This is a genomic window from Ruegeria sp. CH2 (assembly GCF_056537065.1).
This window is the reverse complement of sequence record NZ_JBQFQV010000008.1, coordinates 14658-31250: the sequence shown is the minus strand read 5'-3', so window position 1 is coordinate 31250 and position 16593 is coordinate 14658. Positions and strand designations below refer to the sequence as shown.

Below are 16593 nucleotides of genomic sequence, written 5' to 3'. Positions count from 1 at the left end.
TACATGACGCTGTTTTTGTTTTTCTCTCTTGTGGATGGGGCGCGCTTGTGGTTGAGCGCGCCTTTCCCATTTCCGGGTAACTAGGTTGTCGCCGGTGTCGGTTCTGTGGCGGTAAACGAGGTTTCCTTGGGTGGGCGATTGACTTATTGTCCGGCCACGACGCAATCAGCCGGATGAGGATACATGTCGCGTTTTGATGGATATTTCCTGCGGCAATTGCTGGTTTTATTCGGCTTCTTCACCCTTGTCCTGGTGGGTGTGTTCTGGATCACCCGTTCCGTCAGCCTGTTTGACAAGGTCATCAGCGGTGGCCAGTCCGCTATGGTGTTTCTTGAATTCACCGCGCTTACCCTGCCGACGCTGGTTCGTACGGTTATGCCGATGGCGGTGTTTGCGGCTGCTGTCTATGCGACCAACAGATTGAGCCGCGAAAGCGAGATGACAGTGATGCTGGCAACCGGGTCAAGCCCGTGGCGACTGGCGCGTGCCGTAGTTTTGTTCGGTGTGATCACCGGTCTGATGATGGCCGCCATCAGCGTGTTCCTGCGCCCGGCCTCGGTCCAACAACTGGAATTCCGGCAAGCCGAAGTTGCAGGAGATGTGACAGCGCAGTTGTTGAATGAAGGTGAATTTCTGCACCCTGCCGAAGATGTTACGGTTTACATCGGTGGCATCGATCTGGACGGTACGTTGCACGAGGTGTTCGTATCGGATCGCCGCGACCCGGAAAACGCGGTCAGCTATTCCAGCGTGACAGCCTATCTGGTCAATAACGACGCGGGAATTCATCTGGTGATGGTCGATGGGGTGGCGCTGCGTTTGAACAAGGCGGGCAGGGTTCTGTCCTCGACCCTGTTTCAGGACGCATCATATGACATTTCGCAACTGACGAACGCAAGCCCGTTGGCAAGCCGCAGCCTCGAAGCCATTCCAACCTCTGATCTGATCCTCAACCGGGATGCGATTTCTGAAACCGAGGGGTTCAGCCAGGGTAAATTGATCGAAGAACTGCATCAGCGATTTTCCTGGATAGCCATTTGCATCGCCGTATCGCTGGCGGGTTATTCAACCCTGATGTTAGGCAGCTTTTCACGGTTTGGATTGTGGCCTCAGATTTTGGGTGCCTTTACCATTCTTGTGCTGCTTGAAGGTGTTCGCGGGTTTGTGTCCCCGGTTGTGATCGATGACCCGAAGCTTTGGGTGCTGCTTTACCTTCCTGCCGTTATGGGTGTGTTGATCTCGTGCTGTTTTCTGCTTGTCGCAGGTCGTCCACTTATGCGGAAACGTGTGCGCAGGTCCGAGGTCATCCCAACACCCGCTTGATTTCAGGTTCGAAGTTCTTCCAGACAACAACGAATGTCGTCGAATTCTTCGCGATCACTACGGGCGACCAGATACATCGGCAGCCGCAGGCTCACACTGTCCTCTACCGGTTCGAGTGCACCCGAAGCCAGATGTTGCGAAATGACGTAATCGGGGAAGTAGCCGCATCCGCCTCTATGCAAGACATAACGTAGCGCCATCATGCAATTTCCCAGAAACAAGATCTGCCCCGAGGCGCGTCGCACGGCCGATCTGACGTGGTCTTGGTAAATCTCTCCAAGTTCAAGGTTGACGAAGACCAAATCGTTTTCTGCTGTTGCTGCTTGCGGGGTTTTGACCAGGGTTAGAAGCTCCGGTTCCAGCTCGTGGTAGGTGACGCGTCGGTCTGATGGCGTTTCATGCGTGATCGCCACGTCCAGCACATGGGTCGCCACAGCTTCAACCATGTTCAGATCGTGGTCGTAATTCAGTGTCAGCAGCAGTTTGTCAAAGCGCTGTTCAAACCGAACAGCCAGATCCACAAGCAAAGGGTCCCAGATGCTAAGCTGACTACCCAACCGAAGCGCTGGACGGTTCTGTGTCTGCAACGATAAATCCCGCGACGCGAAGGCCCAAAGGGACAGAATTTGTTCTGCATATGGTTTGAATTGTCTGCCAAACTCGGTCAGCGCCGTGCCACCGGCTCCGCGGGTAAACAGTGGTCTGCCGGTTTCTTCTTCGATCAAATGAATGCGCGCGCTGACGGCCGTTTGAGTCACATTCAGCTTGCGGGCAGCGGCATGAAAACCACCTGTCTCGGCCACACATAGAAAGGTTTCCAAAGCTTTGGTTCGCATACCGAGAGTATTTTTTGATCATTGTGATAAAATCAATTCATTTTTTTGAAGTTGCGACTCGTAATATTGTCGGCTTCGGGAAACACGCCAAAGGATCAGCCATGCTGGACAAAAGCCACAAACCGACCTGGACCAGTTTTGAGAATGCCACCAAGGCCGACTGGGACGCCGTTATGGATTATGAAGAGGCGTATAATGCCGCCTTGCCGGATCGCATTCTGGACGCCATTCGGTCACTGGACGAGGAATGGACACCCTATCCGGTCAACCGGTATCAGCACAGCCTTCAGGCCGCGACCCGGGCTTATGAGGATGGCGCGGATGAGGAGTTGGTGGTCGCCGCTTTGATCCACGATACCGGCGACATTCTGTCACCCTACAACCATGGAGAGCTGTCAGCGGCGATGATGAAGCCCTATGTCAGCGAGAAAACCTATTGGATACTTAAGCACCATTGCGTGTTTCAGGGTTACTACTACAACCACCACCTTGGAGGAGACCGCAACGCGCGCGACAAGTATCGCGACAGCCCCCATTGGGAGGACTGCCGCTATTTCTGCCATGAATACGATCAGAAGGCGTTTGACCCAGACTATCCGACGAAACCGCTGGAGTTTTTTGAACCCATGCTGCGCCGCATCCTGAGCAAGGGCGAAGGCCATATGGAACTGAACGAAACTGCCGAAGATTAACAGGCAGCCATCAGGCGATAGACAATCTGAGCTGTGGTGAAGTCCCAGGCGGCATTGCCGTCCGGGGCCAGCTCAACCACATCGAAGCCCACGCATCTGCGCCCCTTGAGCGCGTGCTCGACCAGCCGCAGCGCCTGATAATAGCCCAACCCGCCAGGCACCGGTGTTCCGGTGGCGGGCATCAGCGATGGATCCAGCCCGTCGACGTCGAAACTGACATAGACCAGCTCGGGGAAGTCTGCAGGCAAGTCGACCGAATGGATGTTACCTGTCACCAGTTCCTCGGCATCCACGTGAAAGACGTGGTTTCTCAGTCGGCTTTGGGCCTCTTCAGTTGAAAAAGCGCGAACACCGAACTGGGCGAGCCGAACGCCTTCTTCGGCAAGCAGGTGCATCACTGAGGCGTGAGAGTGTTTTTCGCCCTGATAAGCGTTGCGCAGGTCGGCATGGGCGTCGATCTGGACGATGCCGATGGGTTGGTTTAGCGCACGGGCCACACCCTTCACCGCACCATAGCTGAGGGAATGCTCGCCGCCCAAAGTGACCGGCACCTTTCCGGCCCGAATTGCAGTCTCGGTGCGTTGCGCAAGGCGTTCCATTACCTCGGGCAACGGGCCGTCACAATTCAGCGGTTCTTCGGTGAAAATCCCTTCGACACAGGGCTCAGCGTGACCGGTGATGCGTTCCAGTTCATTACTGGCCTCGATAATTGCTTCGGGGCCTTTGGCCGTGCCGGACCCGTAAGAGACCGTGCGCTCCAAAGGCACCGGGATCACGCGAAAGCGGGCATCTTCGGTGCGTTCGGATGCGGTCAATTCGCTGTCGAGAAAAATGCTCATGAGAGTCTGTCCTTGAAGTCGTCATATCCGAACTGCCGGATGATCTTCAGCTCGTCTGTTTCGCTGTTCCACAGGGCGATTGTGGGCAGGGGGACGCCATTGAAGGTGTTTGTCTTGACCATCGAGTAATGTGCCTGATCGAGGAAGGCAAAACGCTGTCCGATCTCCAGCGGCTTGTCCCAAGTGTAGTCGCCAATAACGTCACCCGCCAGGCAGGACGGGCCGCCAAGGCGATAGGTATGGCCTGTTTCGACCTCATCCATCAGGGCGGGGCGATAGGGGGCCTCGATCACGTCGGGCATGTGGCATGTGGCCGAAATATCGGTGATCGCGAGGTTCATGCTGTTGGTCGGCAGGTCGAGGATTTCACCGATCAGAACACCTGCGTCCAGCGCCACTGCTTCACCGGGTTCGAGGTAAACATCAATGCCGTAGGTTTCGCGAATGCTCTTGAGGAAAGCCACCAGCCCGTCGCGGTCATAATCGTCGCGGGTGATGTGGTGGCCACCGCCAAAGTTCACCCACTTGAGTTGATCAAGGTAGGGTTTGAGCTTCGGTTCGACAGCGTCCCAGGTGCGCTGCAAAGGCGCAAACCCCTGTTCGCAAAGCGTATGCATGTGCAGCCCGTCAACGCCGCGCAACGTGTCGGCGGTCAGTTGGCTGACTGGTGTGCCAAGGCGCGAGCACGGGGCGCAGGGATCGTATTTCGGAACCTCGCCTTCGGAATGTTCCGGATTGATGCGCAGGCCAACCTGCACTTTGGCGGTTTGGGCTTTGGCGAGAAACCGGTCCTTTTGGGCAGCGGAGTTGAAGATGACGTGATCCGACTGCGACAGGATTTCGTCGATGTCGGCGTCTTTGTACCCGGCGCAGAAGGTTGCGACTTCACCTCCATATTCCTCGCGTCCCAGCCGCGCTTCATAGATACCTGAGGCGCAGGTGCCGCCGAGGTGTTGGCGCACCAGTGGGGCCAGTGAGAACATTGAAAACGCCTTGAGCGCGCTGAGAACATGCGCGCCGGAGCGGGTTCCGACATCAGCGAGGATTTTCAGGTTCCGTTCAACCGCCTTTTCGTCGACGACAAAGCAAGGGCTGGGTACACGGGAGAGGTTGAAATTGCGGAAGGCGCCGGCGTCTCCGGCCTGTGTGGTCATCATGTCGGACATAACCGGCGTCTCCGTTTGGTGGAGAGGCCGGGGGCGCTGCCCCCGGACCCCCGGGATATTTAGGGCCAGATGAAGCTGAAGCGGATCAGAAGGTGACCGGGCCGTCGAGTTCATGGACCTGCCACGGCAGGCCATGTTCGTTCAGCATGGCCATGAAGTCGTCCGGGTCGAGCTGTTCCATGTTCCAAACGCCGGGCTCGGTCCAGTTGCCTTTCAGCACCTGCGCCGCGCCGATCATGGCGGGGACACCGGTGGTGTAGCTGACGGCCTGGCTGCCGACTTCCGCGTAGCACTCCTGATGATCGCAGATATTGTAGATGTAATAGGTCTTTTCGCCGGAGCCATCCTTGGCCTGACCTGTGGCGATATCGCCGATGCAGGCCTTACCCTTGGTTTCCGCGCCCAGATCACCGGGATCGGGCAGGAGTGTTTTCAGGAACTGGATCGGGATGATTTCCTTGCCGTCATGCATCACCGGGTCGATGCGGGTCATGCCGACATTTTCCAGAACCTTGGCGTGGGTGATGTAGGCGTCACCGAAGGTCATCCAGAAGCGGGCGCGCTCGATCTCGGGGAAGTGGGTCGAGAGCGATTCCAGTTCCTCGTGATACATCAGGTACATGTTCTTGGGGCCGATGGCGGGGAAGTCGAATTCGACCTTGTGGGTCATGGCGGGAGAGTGCTTCCATTCGCCACCTTCCCAGTGGCGCACTTCGGCCAGCACTTCGCGCAGGTTGATTTCGGGGTTGAAGTTGGTGGCAAATTCCTGATCGTTCGAACCACCATTGGCATCAAGCACGTCGATCTGGCGGATGGTGTCCAGCTTGTGCTTTTTCAACCATTTGGCAAAGACGGATGTAACACCGGGATCGAAGCCCGAACCAAGGATGGCGGTCAGGCCGGCCGCCTTGAACCGCTCCTTATAGGCCCATTGCCAGTGGTATTCGAACTTGGCCTCGTCTTCCGGCTCGTAGTTCGCGGTGTCTAGGTAATGGATGCCCGCCTTAAGGCATGCATCCATCAGCACCAGATCCTGGTAGGGCAGGGCGAGGTTCACGAGGATTTCAGCACCGGTTTCCTTGATCAGCTTTACGGTGTCTTCGACCTTGTAGGCGTCCAACTCGGCGGTTGCGATATCAACACCCACACGGTCTTTCACCGATCTGGCGATGGCGTCGCATTTAGATTTCGTGCGGCTGGCCAGCGTGATTTCGGTGAAGATATCCGAATTCATCGCCATCTTGTGCACAGCAGCGTGGGATACGCCGCCCGCGCCGACAACCAGTGTTTTGCCACTCAAAGTTCCCATGGGGGTGATCTCCTCTCAGGGGTTATTCGTAATAGGTGTAACCGTTGATCGACTCGCGGTAAGCGCTCATCAGGGTTTTGCGGTCCTTGGCATTCAGGGTGCCGGTCGAAATCGCCTCATCCACCATTTTGCGGAAGGCGGCGACGCAATCCTGCGGGTCGAATTCGACATATGACAGAACCTGGCTGATCGTGTCGCCCTCTTGTTCGTGCAGCAGGTCAAAGCCACCGTCCCGACGCAGGTCGATGGTGACCACGTTGGTGTCACCAAAGAGATTGTGTAGATCGCCCAAAGTCTCCTGATAAGCGCCAACGAAGAAGACACCCATGAAGTATTCGTTCTCTTCGGGCAGGGAATGCACCGGCAGGCTGGGGGAAACACCGTCGGCCAGAATGAACCGGTCGATCTTGCCGTCGCTGTCGCAGGTGATGTCGGACAGCACGGCGCGACGGTCGGGGATCTGGTTCAAAGATTGCAGTGGCACGATCGGGTGCAGCTGGTCGATGGCCCAGACATCTGGCAGCGACTGGAACAGCGAGAAGTTGCAGTGATAGATGTCAGCAACCTTTTCAAGCTGGTCATTCAGGTCCGTTTCCAGATCCTCTGACGCGGCCAATGCCTTGAGCCGCGCCATCAGCGACAGGTATATCCGTTCGGCCCGGGCCATCTGACGCAGGTCGACATAGCCGCGACGAAACAGGGCGCGCAGCTCGTTACGATAGAAGGTGGCGTCGTTCCAGCATTCCTGCAGGCGGTCGCGAGAGAGGTATCCGTGCACCGCGGCGAGGTCCGAGACCAAGTGGTGGTCATCCGGATCAACCTCGGGGCCATTGGGCGCATCGTAAAGCGTGCTTTCGAGCACGTTGAAGACCAGCATCGAGGACGTCGCCACCACGGCACGCCCACTTTCCGTGACCAGTGTCGGGTGGTCCACCTCTGCCTCGTCCATGGCGTAGGCCACGGTTTCGACGACATTGGCACAGTATTCTTCGACCGTGTAGTTGATCGAGTTTTCGGCGGCTTTCTTTTCGCCGGTGTAATCGACCCCCATGCCGCCACCCAGATCCAGGTGGGTCAATGGCACGCCTTCGCGCGTAAGCTCGGTGTAATAGCGACAGGCTTCGCCCACAGCACGGCGCACATCGTTGACATCCTGAACCTGGCTGCCCAGATGTGAATGCTGCAGCTTGAGGCAGTGCAGCAACCCTGCGTCTTTCAGCTTGTCTACGGTGGCGATAAGCTGATCAGTGTTCATCCCAAAGGCCGAGCGGTCGCCCGAGCTTTCTTCCCATTTGCCGCTGATCTGGTTGGTCAGCTTCACCCGAACACCGATCAGGGGCTCGATGCCCAGTTCGTTGTAAACTTCGATTACCGTGTCGGCCTCTTTCGGGCTTTCCAAAACGATGACCGTGTTGAACCCGATCTTGCGGCTTAGAATAGCCAGTTGGATGAATTCGGCATCTTTGACACCGTTACACACGATCAGCGCTTCGGGGGCCAGGCGATGCGCCAGCGCAATCACCAGTTCGGGTTTGGAGCCGGCCTCGAGCCCATAGTTGTATTTCTTTCCAAACTCGACGATCCGGTCAACAACCTGCGCCTGCTGGTTCACCTTGATCGGGAATACACCGCGATAGCTGCCTGTGTAGCCCACGCGCGCAATCGCATCACGAAAGCTCTCGTTCAGATGGGCAATTTCGTGTTCCAGATAAGACGCGACGCGCAGGACCATCGGTGCCTTGATTCCGCGGTCGTCCAGATCGCTGAGGATACCGGGCAGGCTAATCGCCGCTGCCTCGGGGGCCATGGGATTGCGCAGACCGATCTCGCCCTGTTCGGTCACCTCGATGAGGCCTTTTCCCCATTTCTCAACTCCGTAGATGGAATGCGGTGCGTCGGGCGTCTGTTTCAATCAAGTCGGTCCTTAACGTAGGGTGCCAGTTTCGCGCCCGCCAATACGGCAGCAGTTTGATTCTTCCAAGTGTAAACTATCTGATTGGGGATTCCGAATTTTACGCGGACGGGTGGATCGGGATCAGATGATTGTCCCATTGGCATTCGGCGCGGGTTCGAACAGCTGGGCGCGCGCCCATCAATGTCCCGAAAGCGCCTGTTCCCGTGGTAAAGACCAACCCGCCCGCCCCGGCCCCAAGCCCGCAGACATCCTCAAGCGCGAAGGCGCCGGTGAGTGTGCCGCTGGTTATGTCGAACTGGTGCAGCGCATTGCCGCGCGGACAGGTTATTGCGATCATATCGGCGTCGGCTGAAAACGCGACGCTGCCAGCGTATCCCTGCAACATGCTTTGTTCGTGATCCGGTGCCGCCAGCAGGCGTGGGGCTTCACCCTGACAATGCAAGCCCAACAGGGGCGGGTGTTCGGACTTGCTGCCCTGCCATTGCATGGCAAAGCCAACCAGACCGTCGCTCCGCACCACCAGATGGCGGATCGAGTTCTTGTGAAGCTCGTCAGGTAACGACACCTGTTCTTGGATCCTACCCGACTGGGTGAGATAGCTCAGGTTGGGTGCCATCGTCGGCAGGTTCAGCTTTGTGCGCCCGGTTTCGGGGTGGGTTTCGATCCCGCCATTGGCAATCACCAGCGTTTCCCCGTCGGGCATCAGGCGCATGTCATGCGGGCCTATTCCACCAGATGAAAACTCACCCAGACGCGAAAAGCTTTTAGCGTCCCAGACACTGACGATACCTGTCCCGGCTTCGTAGTCGTTCTCGGTGGCATAAAAATACGCGCCATCCGCCGAGAATGTGCCGTGGCCGTAGAAGTGTCGGCTTTCAGGGGCATTTAGCTGCGCAATCTGCGCGCCGGTTGCGCAATCGATGACGATGGCAAAGGTTCCCGGACGTCTGGCAAACGCGACCGCCAAGGCCTTGTGTGGATGGGCAGCGGCCGCATGTCCGCGTTCGGGTAGAGGCACGGAGAACACGATTTTCCCCAATGTGCTCAACCCGGCAAGTCGAAAGGACCCGTCGGGAAACAGCCCTGCGGCCAGAAAACCAGGCGAACCGGCCGAGGCCCACCCGCGGACTGGGGAAATCGTGGCTGCGGCAAGACCGGCAAGAAAATGGCGGCGTGACGTCACGGGTTAGTCTCCGTCCAGCGAGTTGAATCCTGCGCTGATCCCCAATGTCGGACCCAGCTCGGTCACGGCGATGCTGCGGATATCGTGGATCGACTGTTGAAGCGCCTCAATCCGGAACCGGGCCTGGGGATCTGAAACCCCGGCCAGCGAGGGATCGTCAATGGATTGAGCGTTCTGGATGGCACGTGCAAACGCAGCGTCCAGTTCCGACGCGATTTCGGGGTGATCAAAAGACAGCCGTGCAGCTAAATCTCGCAAGGATATCAGCGACAGTTCTACATGGCGTAAAGACCGCCCGGACCGCCACGCTTCGGCCCGGTTCGGACGGGGGCGGTCAAATGTCCCCATGGGGCGACCCAGCCGAGTGTCAGCCGTGAACTCAAGACCGGTAGCCAAGGCCTTGAACAGCTCCTGCATTGCTTCGTCCTGCGTCCGGTAGCGCCTGTTCTCTTGGGGTTGGGTAAGGCTAGGGGCATAGCTGTGCCAGTCCTGCGCCATCGCCCGGGCATTGGCATCGATATCCGCCGTGATCGCCCTGATCAGCGCGCAGCGATATTCGGCACTACCCTGTTCCGCGTAATTGGGATCGAACAACATCCGTTCGAGCGCGAAGAACCCGCGCCCTGCTATGGACGTTTCGGCATAGGTCTCCGGGCTTTGCACGGCGTCATCCTCGGTTGCGATATGCTGGGACAGGGCTTTGGTGGTGAACCCTTTCGTGTCCGGCCAGAACGCCATGGCGAAAGCGCGGTCATCGACCTCGGTCGGACCAAACCGCAGGTGGCTGGCGGATATCCAGCTATCGAAAGCCGCATCGTAGGCCGCGCGCAGCTCCGGTGAGGTCGGATCGCACTCAACCAGTGATGCGCTGACTAGCGCGCCTGTCGTTTCCGGGAGCGTGTCGAACCGGGGCAGGATATGGGTTTCTGTTACATCCATCAGGATCGGCGCGCGATCCTGTGCCTGCGCGGCAAGTGGCATGATCAACGCTGCAACAAGGGTAAAAACTCGCATGGGTCAGAGGCTCTCCAGAAATCGGATCAGGGCGTCACGGTCTGCCTTGGGCATCGAGACAACGGTGTCGCGGGCAGCCTGCGCTTCACCGCCATGCCACAGGATTGCTTCAAGCAAGGTGCGCGCCCGCCCGTCATGCAGAAACTCTGTGTGGCCCGAGACGCGTTCCGTCAGGCCAACGCCCCACAAAGGCGGCGTGCGCCATTCCCGGCCCGTTGCGCGGGCCTCGGGGCGATTGTCGGCCAGACCTTCGCCCAAGTCATGAAGCAACAGGTCGGTGTAGGGCCATATCAGCTGAAAACTGTGCTCGGGCCGGTCTTCCATCCGATGAGTGACATGTGACGGTGTGTGGCATGACGCGCAGCCGGTTGCATGGAACACCTCTTTCCCGCGAAGGACCCTGGGGTTGTCCATGTCGCGGCGACCCGGCACGCCCAGATTGCGGCTGTAGAATGCGACCAGGTCCATACCCTGATGATCGATCTCAAAGCCGCGCTCATCATTGTCGCCGTGCGGGGCTTTGATGCAGTTCACCTGCACATTGGTGCAATCCCCGTGCGGAGCAGGGTAGAGTGGGTTCGAAATGCCGATATCCCCGGCAAAAGCAGCTGCCGATTGTTCCATAACTGACGGCGTCCCCGCCTTGTGACCGAACCGGCCCATCATCGGCGTGTCAAACTCGACCGACCAGACGATATTCGGGCGACCTGATATGCCGTCCCCATCCAAATCGTTAGGGTCGGCCTTGGCAAGCAGGTCTTCGACCGGGATCGCTTCCAACAGGCCAAGCCCGATCATCTGCGGCGCGACCCGGGGGCTTAGCATCGCGTCGGGGTGCAGCGGGCCATAATCCAGATCGGCTGCCTGATAAGTCGGGCGGCGTAATGAGGCGGTTTCACCGTCAGAAAGCTCTACCGGGATTTCTTCGTACGAGATGTCCAGCCGGTATTCCGCTGGATGACCTGCCAGTGCGAAATCCTGCATCTGCCCACCATAGGTAGGCTCGGGCAGAGTGGCGATGTAATCTTCTATCGCTGCATAGCCATCTTCCGACGTGCCGGGGATCGAGACCCGCAGAAACATCGAAACCGCGTTGTCATCGGGCCCGTTTGGCGTGTGTCCGCGCCCATCCTTGATGTGGCAGCGCTGGCACGACCGCGCGTTATAGAGCGGCCCCAACCCGTCAGAGGCGAGCGTCGATGAGGGCGACGAAACCCAGACCTTCTTGAACAGCCCGTTTCCGACTTTGAAGTTCAGCTCCTGTTCAAAGCTCAGGTTGTCTGACGGTTGCGAGAACGCATCCGCGTCAGTACGGACCCGAACAGTCGCAGCCCCGGCGGGCAGTTCTTCAAACTGCTGCGGTGCGCTGAAATCCTGGGGCGGTGCTGTGACAACGGCAATTCGGGCGCGTTCATCGTCAGTGCGGGGGGTGAAGTTCAGATGCAGGTCCTGTAGCTCGGCTGACAGGGAAGGGGTGGCCGCAAAGGCGACCACCGACAGGGCGACAAGGCTATTCGCCTTCGTCCATTTTCGATGCGTTGAGTTGCGCATAATTGGCTTCGCCGATCCTTTCATAGAGGTCGAGCTGCGTTTCGAGAAAGTCGATATGGCCCTCTTCATCGGACATCAACTGCTCGAACAGCGACATCGAGACATAGTCGCCGGCATCCCGACAATATTCGCGCGCTTCCTTGTACAAGGCCCGTGCATCGATCTCGGCCGCAAGGTCACATTCCAGCGTTTCCTTTGGTGTTTGACCGATCCGAAGCGGGTCCAGCTTCTGAAGGTTGGGGTGGCCTTCCAGAAAGATGATCCGTTCGATCAGCTTGTCCGCGTGGCCCATCTCTTCGATGCTTTCCTCGCGGCTTTTCTTGGCCATGTGGCCAAGCCCCCAGTCTTCCTGCAACCGGTAGTGCAGCCAGTATTGGCTGACTGCAGTCAGTTCATGCCGCAGAGATTTGTTGAGATATTCGATGACTTTTGGATCGCCCTTCATCTGCACTCTCCTGTGATACTGCCGCGCGCAGGGCGCGGAGTTGCATGGGTACTTCGAGATTATCGCTTGACCGCATCGTGTCCAGAAACAGAGGCATGCATCCGCCGCAATCCGCCGATTTTCCAAGAGCACGGTAAACCTTGCCGGGGGTGATGATGGTTTGGGGGTCGGCTGTCCGCATCCAGTCGATGGCGGCGCGGATGTCGTGGTCCGAGATGTTGGTGCAGTGGCAGACAATCATGAATGTTGGCTTGGGTTTGTGTGGTTCAAAGGGCTGGCGGGTCAGCGTGCTGAGTGTACCGGGGGCAGGCAAGCCCCCGGCACGCGTTCTTGTTTAGTGGAATACCGCGTCGGGGTTATCCAGACTGTCTGATCCTTCAAATTCAATCTGGTCCAGTTCCAGTGTGGTCACGATGCGCTCGATTGTTTTGGTCTGGTCGATCAGGCCGTTGACGCCGGCCATGATTAGGGTTTCACCGCCTTCGTTGCCGCGTTCCAGCATTTGGTCATAGGCAAACCCTGCTTCCGCGGTCGATTTGATCCTGCCAAGGGCTTGCATCGTGACGGCCAGTTTCGCCTTCATCTCGGCGTCCAGTGCCGGATCAGTTGCGATTACCAGATCGGCCAGCGATGCGCCTGATACAGGTGTGCCATCGATGCGGGTATAGCTGCCCAGATAGACGTTCAGAACGCCCAGTCCATCGTAGTAATGGCTGTTGTGGGTGTTGTCCGAAAAGCAATCATGTTCTTCTTCCGGGTCGTTCAGCATCAGGCCCAGACGCATCCGCTCACCCGCTTGTTCACCGTAAGACAGTGAACCCATACCGGTCAGGATCGCACTGACACCCGCGGTTTCATTTTCCATCAGCGCCGTGCGCGCCGCGCCGCCTTGTTTCCACTGATCGGCCATCCAGGTCAGATCGCTGACCAGCAGGTCGGTTGCGGCGCTCAGATACTGGGCACGACGGTCGCAATTGCCACCAGTGCAGGTATCGCCGTTCGCATAATCAGTGGCTGGACGGTTGCCTGCACCGGCCCCGTGGCCGTTCATGTCCTGACCCCACAGCAGGAACTCGATAGCGTGGTAGCCGGTCGCGACATTGGCTTCGATACCATCAGCTTCGTGCAGGGATTCGCTCAGTAGTTCCGGAGTAATCTCGCTGGCGTCAATGGTTTCGCCCGACAGTTCGAAGCTGGGGTTGGCGATGACATTCAGAACCGCAAATTCGTTCTCATCCGTCGAGCCACCATAGGCCGCGTCGACATAATCAATCAGACCTTCATCCAGTGGCCAACCGTTTACTTTGCCTTCCCAGTCATCAACGATTGCGTTGCCAAAACGATAAACTTCGGTCTGTTGATAAGGCACACGCGCTGCAACCCATGCTGCCCGTGCCGCAGTCAGGGTCGCGTCCGAGGGTTCGGCAATCAGCGCACCGACTGCGTCCCGCAAAACCTTTGCCGCAGTCAGGCTGTCGTCATACTTGGCTTCGGCAATATCGGCATAGGTTTCCAGAATATCCGCTTTTGTCGGCACATCACCGGCAAAAGCAAAAGTGGCTGTCGCAAATGTCAAAGCGCTGGCTGTTGCAAACAACTTGGTCATGGAGGTCGATACTCTCTTTTCAGAACTGTCAGATCAGGCGGGTTTGTTCCCGCGGCGGCTTTCATTGAAATAACTGAGTTAAAAAGTCAACATTGTCAATCTGAGTTTTTTTGTCGGATAATGAAACCGCTGACTCAGTTGCCACTATCCCCATATCTGGCGGGGGTTCGGTCCGGCGGATCACATTGTGCGATACATGTTTCGGGCTAAAATCAGCCAAGTGATTCTTTGTAGGTGGTTTGTTGTTCATGAAGCGCGTGGTTCTGGCCTTGTTCCTGTTTCCTGCGGCACTTGCGGCGCAAGCAACGCAGGTTTCCACGCCTCATCACCATGGTTCGGCCCAGATCGACATCGTGTTTTCTGACACCGGGTTCGCCTTGGCGCTGAGGGTGCCAAGCATGGACATCGTCGGGTTTGAAACCCCGGTTGAAAACGATGACAGCCGCACGCGTGTGGCCATAGCAATGTCAGAGCTTTCCGACCCGCTGGACCTGTTCGTAACCCCGCCGGAAGCTGGGTGCTCTACGGTGACCGCCCATGTGGTTCTGACATATGGTATCACACGGCAGAGTGGCGAGGCGAACGCAGTTTCAGGCTCCACAACGGCGGAGAGTCACTCGGAGTTTCAGGCGGACTATGTCATTCAGTGTCAGGATATGAATGCGCTGAACATGATCGAGTTCGCCTATTTCGCGCGGTTCAGTGGGACTGGCCAGCTGAACATCCACTTGAATACGAACGGGGTACAGGACGCTGTCGAAATCACACGCGCGGCACCATATCTCGATCTTCAGCCGGATCGATGAGCGCTGAAATCAAAAGAAAAACCACAAGTGGTGTTTCGGTTTGATGCTCTGGGGAATTGGTAGCGGAGGAGGGACTTGAACCCCCGACACGCGGATTATGATTCCGCTTCATGCTTTCCTCTACTTCTTTCAGGGAAACCTGTTGGGCGCTTGGATATATGGCGCCCAAACCGCTATCGCACTGCTCTTTAAAGAGTTTTTAACAACAGAGCTCCGCTTTTCTGTGATGTTCGCCGCAGAAACCAACGACCTTCTGGGACCGCGTCAACATTTTTGAGGATGGTACAGAAATGGTACAAAATTTGAGGCGAACAACATGCCGACAGAAGCATGCGAAATTGACAGAAGAATTGTGGCGAAGGCCGTGCGTATGGCTGAGGAGGGCATCACCCAACTTCATACGTTCAAAGACTATGGTGGACGTGGATTACACCTGCGCGTTCGAGGGAAGCGCGCTGTCTGGTTGGTAAAGTTCCGACAAAAAACAAAGACAATCGGGCAGCTTTATCCAGATCCTTCGGATATGTCTTTGAGAAGCACTCGGGACGCAAGGCAACTGGCTGCGGATGTTCGATCTGTGATGAAAGCGCAGCCGGAGCATGTCGACAAATACGTAAAGTTGAGGCACCAGAACTGTGGTCATTCGGAAGCCCTTGGGCGCTTAGTCGAACCTAAGAAAAGCTGGACTTTGGCTGAATGCTATGAAGTCGCCATTGACGAAAAAAGCTCGTCGCACGCCAAACGACCTATTGCTGAGGCGACCAGGAAAGACATGGAGTACGTCTTTTCGTTGGATGCCTGGGGCAAGCTTACCCGGATGCCGGTAACAGAACTGGCGCAAGGTGATGTCGAATCCGTTCGTGATGCCGTGAGAAAAGCCAATGGCCTTTCTACGTCTAACAAGGTTATTGCGTATACAAGATCAGTGCTGAATTGGTGCGCCAAACATCATTCAGGGGCCAGTGGTCTCTCAGGGCAAACTCCTTGGTGGCGCATGCTGTCGACGCCAGCAATTGTAAAGCCAAAAGTGAGAAGCCCGCAAATCACAGATATTGTGAGAACCCTGGTATTGGCGGAGGAGTATTTGGGCAAACCCCTTCCTGGTCGGAAAATTAGGGCCAATGGTGTCGACTCGCTCACGCTAGGCGGTCTCTGGTGGGTGGTTTTGACTTGCCAAAGATCTGGCGCAGCACTGTCTTTGCTAAAAGATGATTTACTAAAGGAACCTGAACCGGATGAGTGGGGGCGCCACTGGTTACTTGCATCTTGGGATGACGACCAGGTCAAGGGCAAAAAGCGTTTTGTTCTACCGGTTCCGAACAGAGCTTGGACGCATGTGCATAAGTATTTGTCGCTGAGTGCTCAGTATGAAAATGCAGACCTGCTCCTCCCCTCCGCCCATGACATTGAGAAAAGTGTGACTGGATCTGGTGCATACAGAGTACTCTACCGATTGTCTGGGAGAGATGCGGACAATGTTCGCAAACTTCGTATGACATCTAGAAAAACAACAAAAAACGACCACTGCGAAGGGAAGCCAGATTTGCTGGCCGAGGCTGGAATCCCCTGGTGGTCATTGCACGATGTTCGACGAACTCTTTCAGATTTCTTGAGTTGCGTTGGCTGCCCCGGCGGGTCGTCAGCCGTTCTGTCGCACGTTCTCAACGATGGAATTATCGCTGGGTTCAATTTGCGAGATCAAGATCTCTACGACCGCCTTAAGCAAAGTCCAGCGAAGATTACGTCTAATTCATATCATGCTCATTCACCGTATATGAAGCTAAAGCGAGAGGCGATGCAGCTATGGGTGGATGAGGTGCTGGACGAATATGAACGACAAAAAATCAGTGCATAACGTGTAGAAGCAAAGAAGTGGGCACGTGCGGTATGCCTCAGCCTCTTGATCAC

At 56.8% G+C, this 16593-nt stretch carries 16 protein-coding genes and 1 tRNA gene; 5 read left to right on the top strand and 12 right to left on the bottom strand.

Annotated elements, in window-relative coordinates; all coding sequences use genetic code 11:
* Nucleotides 1–183: 183 nt before the first annotated feature.
* A complete protein-coding gene (gene lptF, locus ACR0M9_RS12220; RefSeq protein ID WP_480773727.1) occupies nt 184–1323 on the top strand; it encodes an LPS export ABC transporter permease LptF in 1140 nt (379 codons plus the stop codon).
* A gap of 2 nt (nt 1324–1325) precedes the next feature.
* Here lptF and ACR0M9_RS12215 read toward each other — a convergent pair whose 3' ends face one another.
* Nucleotides 1326–2159 carry a LysR family transcriptional regulator gene (locus tag ACR0M9_RS12215; protein ID WP_480773726.1) on the bottom strand — a complete coding sequence of 278 codons (834 nt, stop codon included), beginning with the start codon at nt 2157–2159 and terminating at the stop codon, nt 1326–1328.
* A gap of 101 nt (nt 2160–2260) precedes the next feature.
* On the opposite strand from ACR0M9_RS12215, the gene ACR0M9_RS12210 reads away from it, so the two are divergent.
* Nucleotides 2261–2851, top strand: a complete 591-nt coding sequence (locus ACR0M9_RS12210; RefSeq protein ID WP_480605317.1) for an HD domain-containing protein — start codon at nt 2261–2263, stop codon at nt 2849–2851.
* On the opposite strand, the gene speB is transcribed toward ACR0M9_RS12210, so the two are convergent.
* The 10 genes from speB to ACR0M9_RS12160 form a co-directional block, all read right to left on the bottom strand.
* Nucleotides 2848–3690, bottom strand: a complete 843-nt coding sequence (gene speB, locus ACR0M9_RS12205) for an agmatinase (RefSeq protein ID WP_480773725.1) — start codon at nt 3688–3690, stop codon at nt 2848–2850. The genes ACR0M9_RS12210 and speB overlap by 4 nt on opposite strands.
* Nucleotides 3687–4856, bottom strand: coding sequence for a carboxynorspermidine decarboxylase (gene nspC, locus ACR0M9_RS12200; protein ID WP_480773724.1), 1170 nt, complete (start codon nt 4854–4856; stop codon nt 3687–3689). Before nspC ends, speB begins: the two co-directional genes overlap by 4 nt.
* An 85-nt stretch (nt 4857–4941) precedes the next feature.
* A complete protein-coding gene (locus tag ACR0M9_RS12195; protein ID WP_480773723.1) occupies nt 4942–6165 on the bottom strand; it encodes a saccharopine dehydrogenase family protein in 1224 nt (407 codons plus the stop codon).
* A 22-nt stretch (nt 6166–6187) separates the two neighbouring features.
* A complete protein-coding gene (gene speA, locus ACR0M9_RS12190; RefSeq protein ID WP_480773722.1) occupies nt 6188–8077 on the bottom strand; it encodes a biosynthetic arginine decarboxylase in 1890 nt (629 codons plus the stop codon).
* A 100-nt stretch (nt 8078–8177) separates the two neighbouring features.
* A complete protein-coding gene (locus ACR0M9_RS12185; protein ID WP_480773721.1) occupies nt 8178–9263 on the bottom strand; it encodes a DUF1513 domain-containing protein in 1086 nt (361 codons plus the stop codon).
* Nucleotides 9264–9266: 3 nt separating this feature from the next.
* A complete protein-coding gene (locus ACR0M9_RS12180; RefSeq protein ID WP_480773720.1) occupies nt 9267–10277 on the bottom strand; it encodes an imelysin family protein in 1011 nt (336 codons plus the stop codon).
* A gap of 3 nt (nt 10278–10280) precedes the next feature.
* Complete coding sequence (locus tag ACR0M9_RS12175) at nt 10281–11828, bottom strand: di-heme oxidoreductase family protein (RefSeq protein WP_480773719.1); 1548 nt, start codon at nt 11826–11828, stop codon at nt 10281–10283.
* The gene (bfr, locus tag ACR0M9_RS12170; protein WP_267365109.1) at nt 11788–12273 is read right to left on the bottom strand and encodes a bacterioferritin; all 486 of its coding nucleotides are present in this window, start codon (nt 12271–12273) and stop codon (nt 11788–11790) included. Before bfr ends, ACR0M9_RS12175 begins: the two co-directional genes overlap by 41 nt.
* A complete protein-coding gene (locus ACR0M9_RS12165) occupies nt 12221–12514 on the bottom strand; it encodes a (2Fe-2S)-binding protein (protein WP_480482354.1) in 294 nt (97 codons plus the stop codon). Before ACR0M9_RS12165 ends, bfr begins: the two co-directional genes overlap by 53 nt.
* A 93-nt stretch (nt 12515–12607) precedes the next feature.
* Nucleotides 12608–13879 (bottom strand): imelysin family protein, encoded by a 1272-nt coding sequence (locus ACR0M9_RS12160; RefSeq protein WP_480773718.1) that lies wholly within the window; start codon nt 13877–13879, stop codon nt 12608–12610.
* 248 nt (nt 13880–14127) lie between these two features.
* Here ACR0M9_RS12160 and ACR0M9_RS12155 point away from each other — a divergent pair, with 248 nt between their 5' ends.
* Nucleotides 14128–14685, top strand: coding sequence for a ZrgA family zinc uptake protein (locus tag ACR0M9_RS12155; protein ID WP_480487689.1), 558 nt, complete (start codon nt 14128–14130; stop codon nt 14683–14685).
* Nucleotides 14686–14742: 57 nt separating this feature from the next.
* Here the strand turns inward: ACR0M9_RS12155 and ACR0M9_RS12150 are convergent.
* Nucleotides 14743–14815 (bottom strand) — tRNA-Leu (locus ACR0M9_RS12150).
* On the opposite strand from ACR0M9_RS12150, the gene ACR0M9_RS12145 reads away from it, so the two are divergent.
* Both ACR0M9_RS12145 and ACR0M9_RS12140 read left to right on the top strand, forming a co-directional pair.
* Entirely contained in the window at nt 14783–14962 is a 180-nt protein-coding gene (locus tag ACR0M9_RS12145) for a hypothetical protein (RefSeq protein WP_480773717.1), read from the top strand. The genes ACR0M9_RS12150 and ACR0M9_RS12145 overlap by 33 nt on opposite strands.
* Before the next feature lie 39 nt (nt 14963–15001).
* The gene (locus tag ACR0M9_RS12140) at nt 15002–16540 is read left to right on the top strand and encodes a hypothetical protein (protein ID WP_480773716.1); all 1539 of its coding nucleotides are present in this window, start codon (nt 15002–15004) and stop codon (nt 16538–16540) included.
* The last annotated feature ends 53 nt before the right edge of the window (nt 16541–16593 follow it).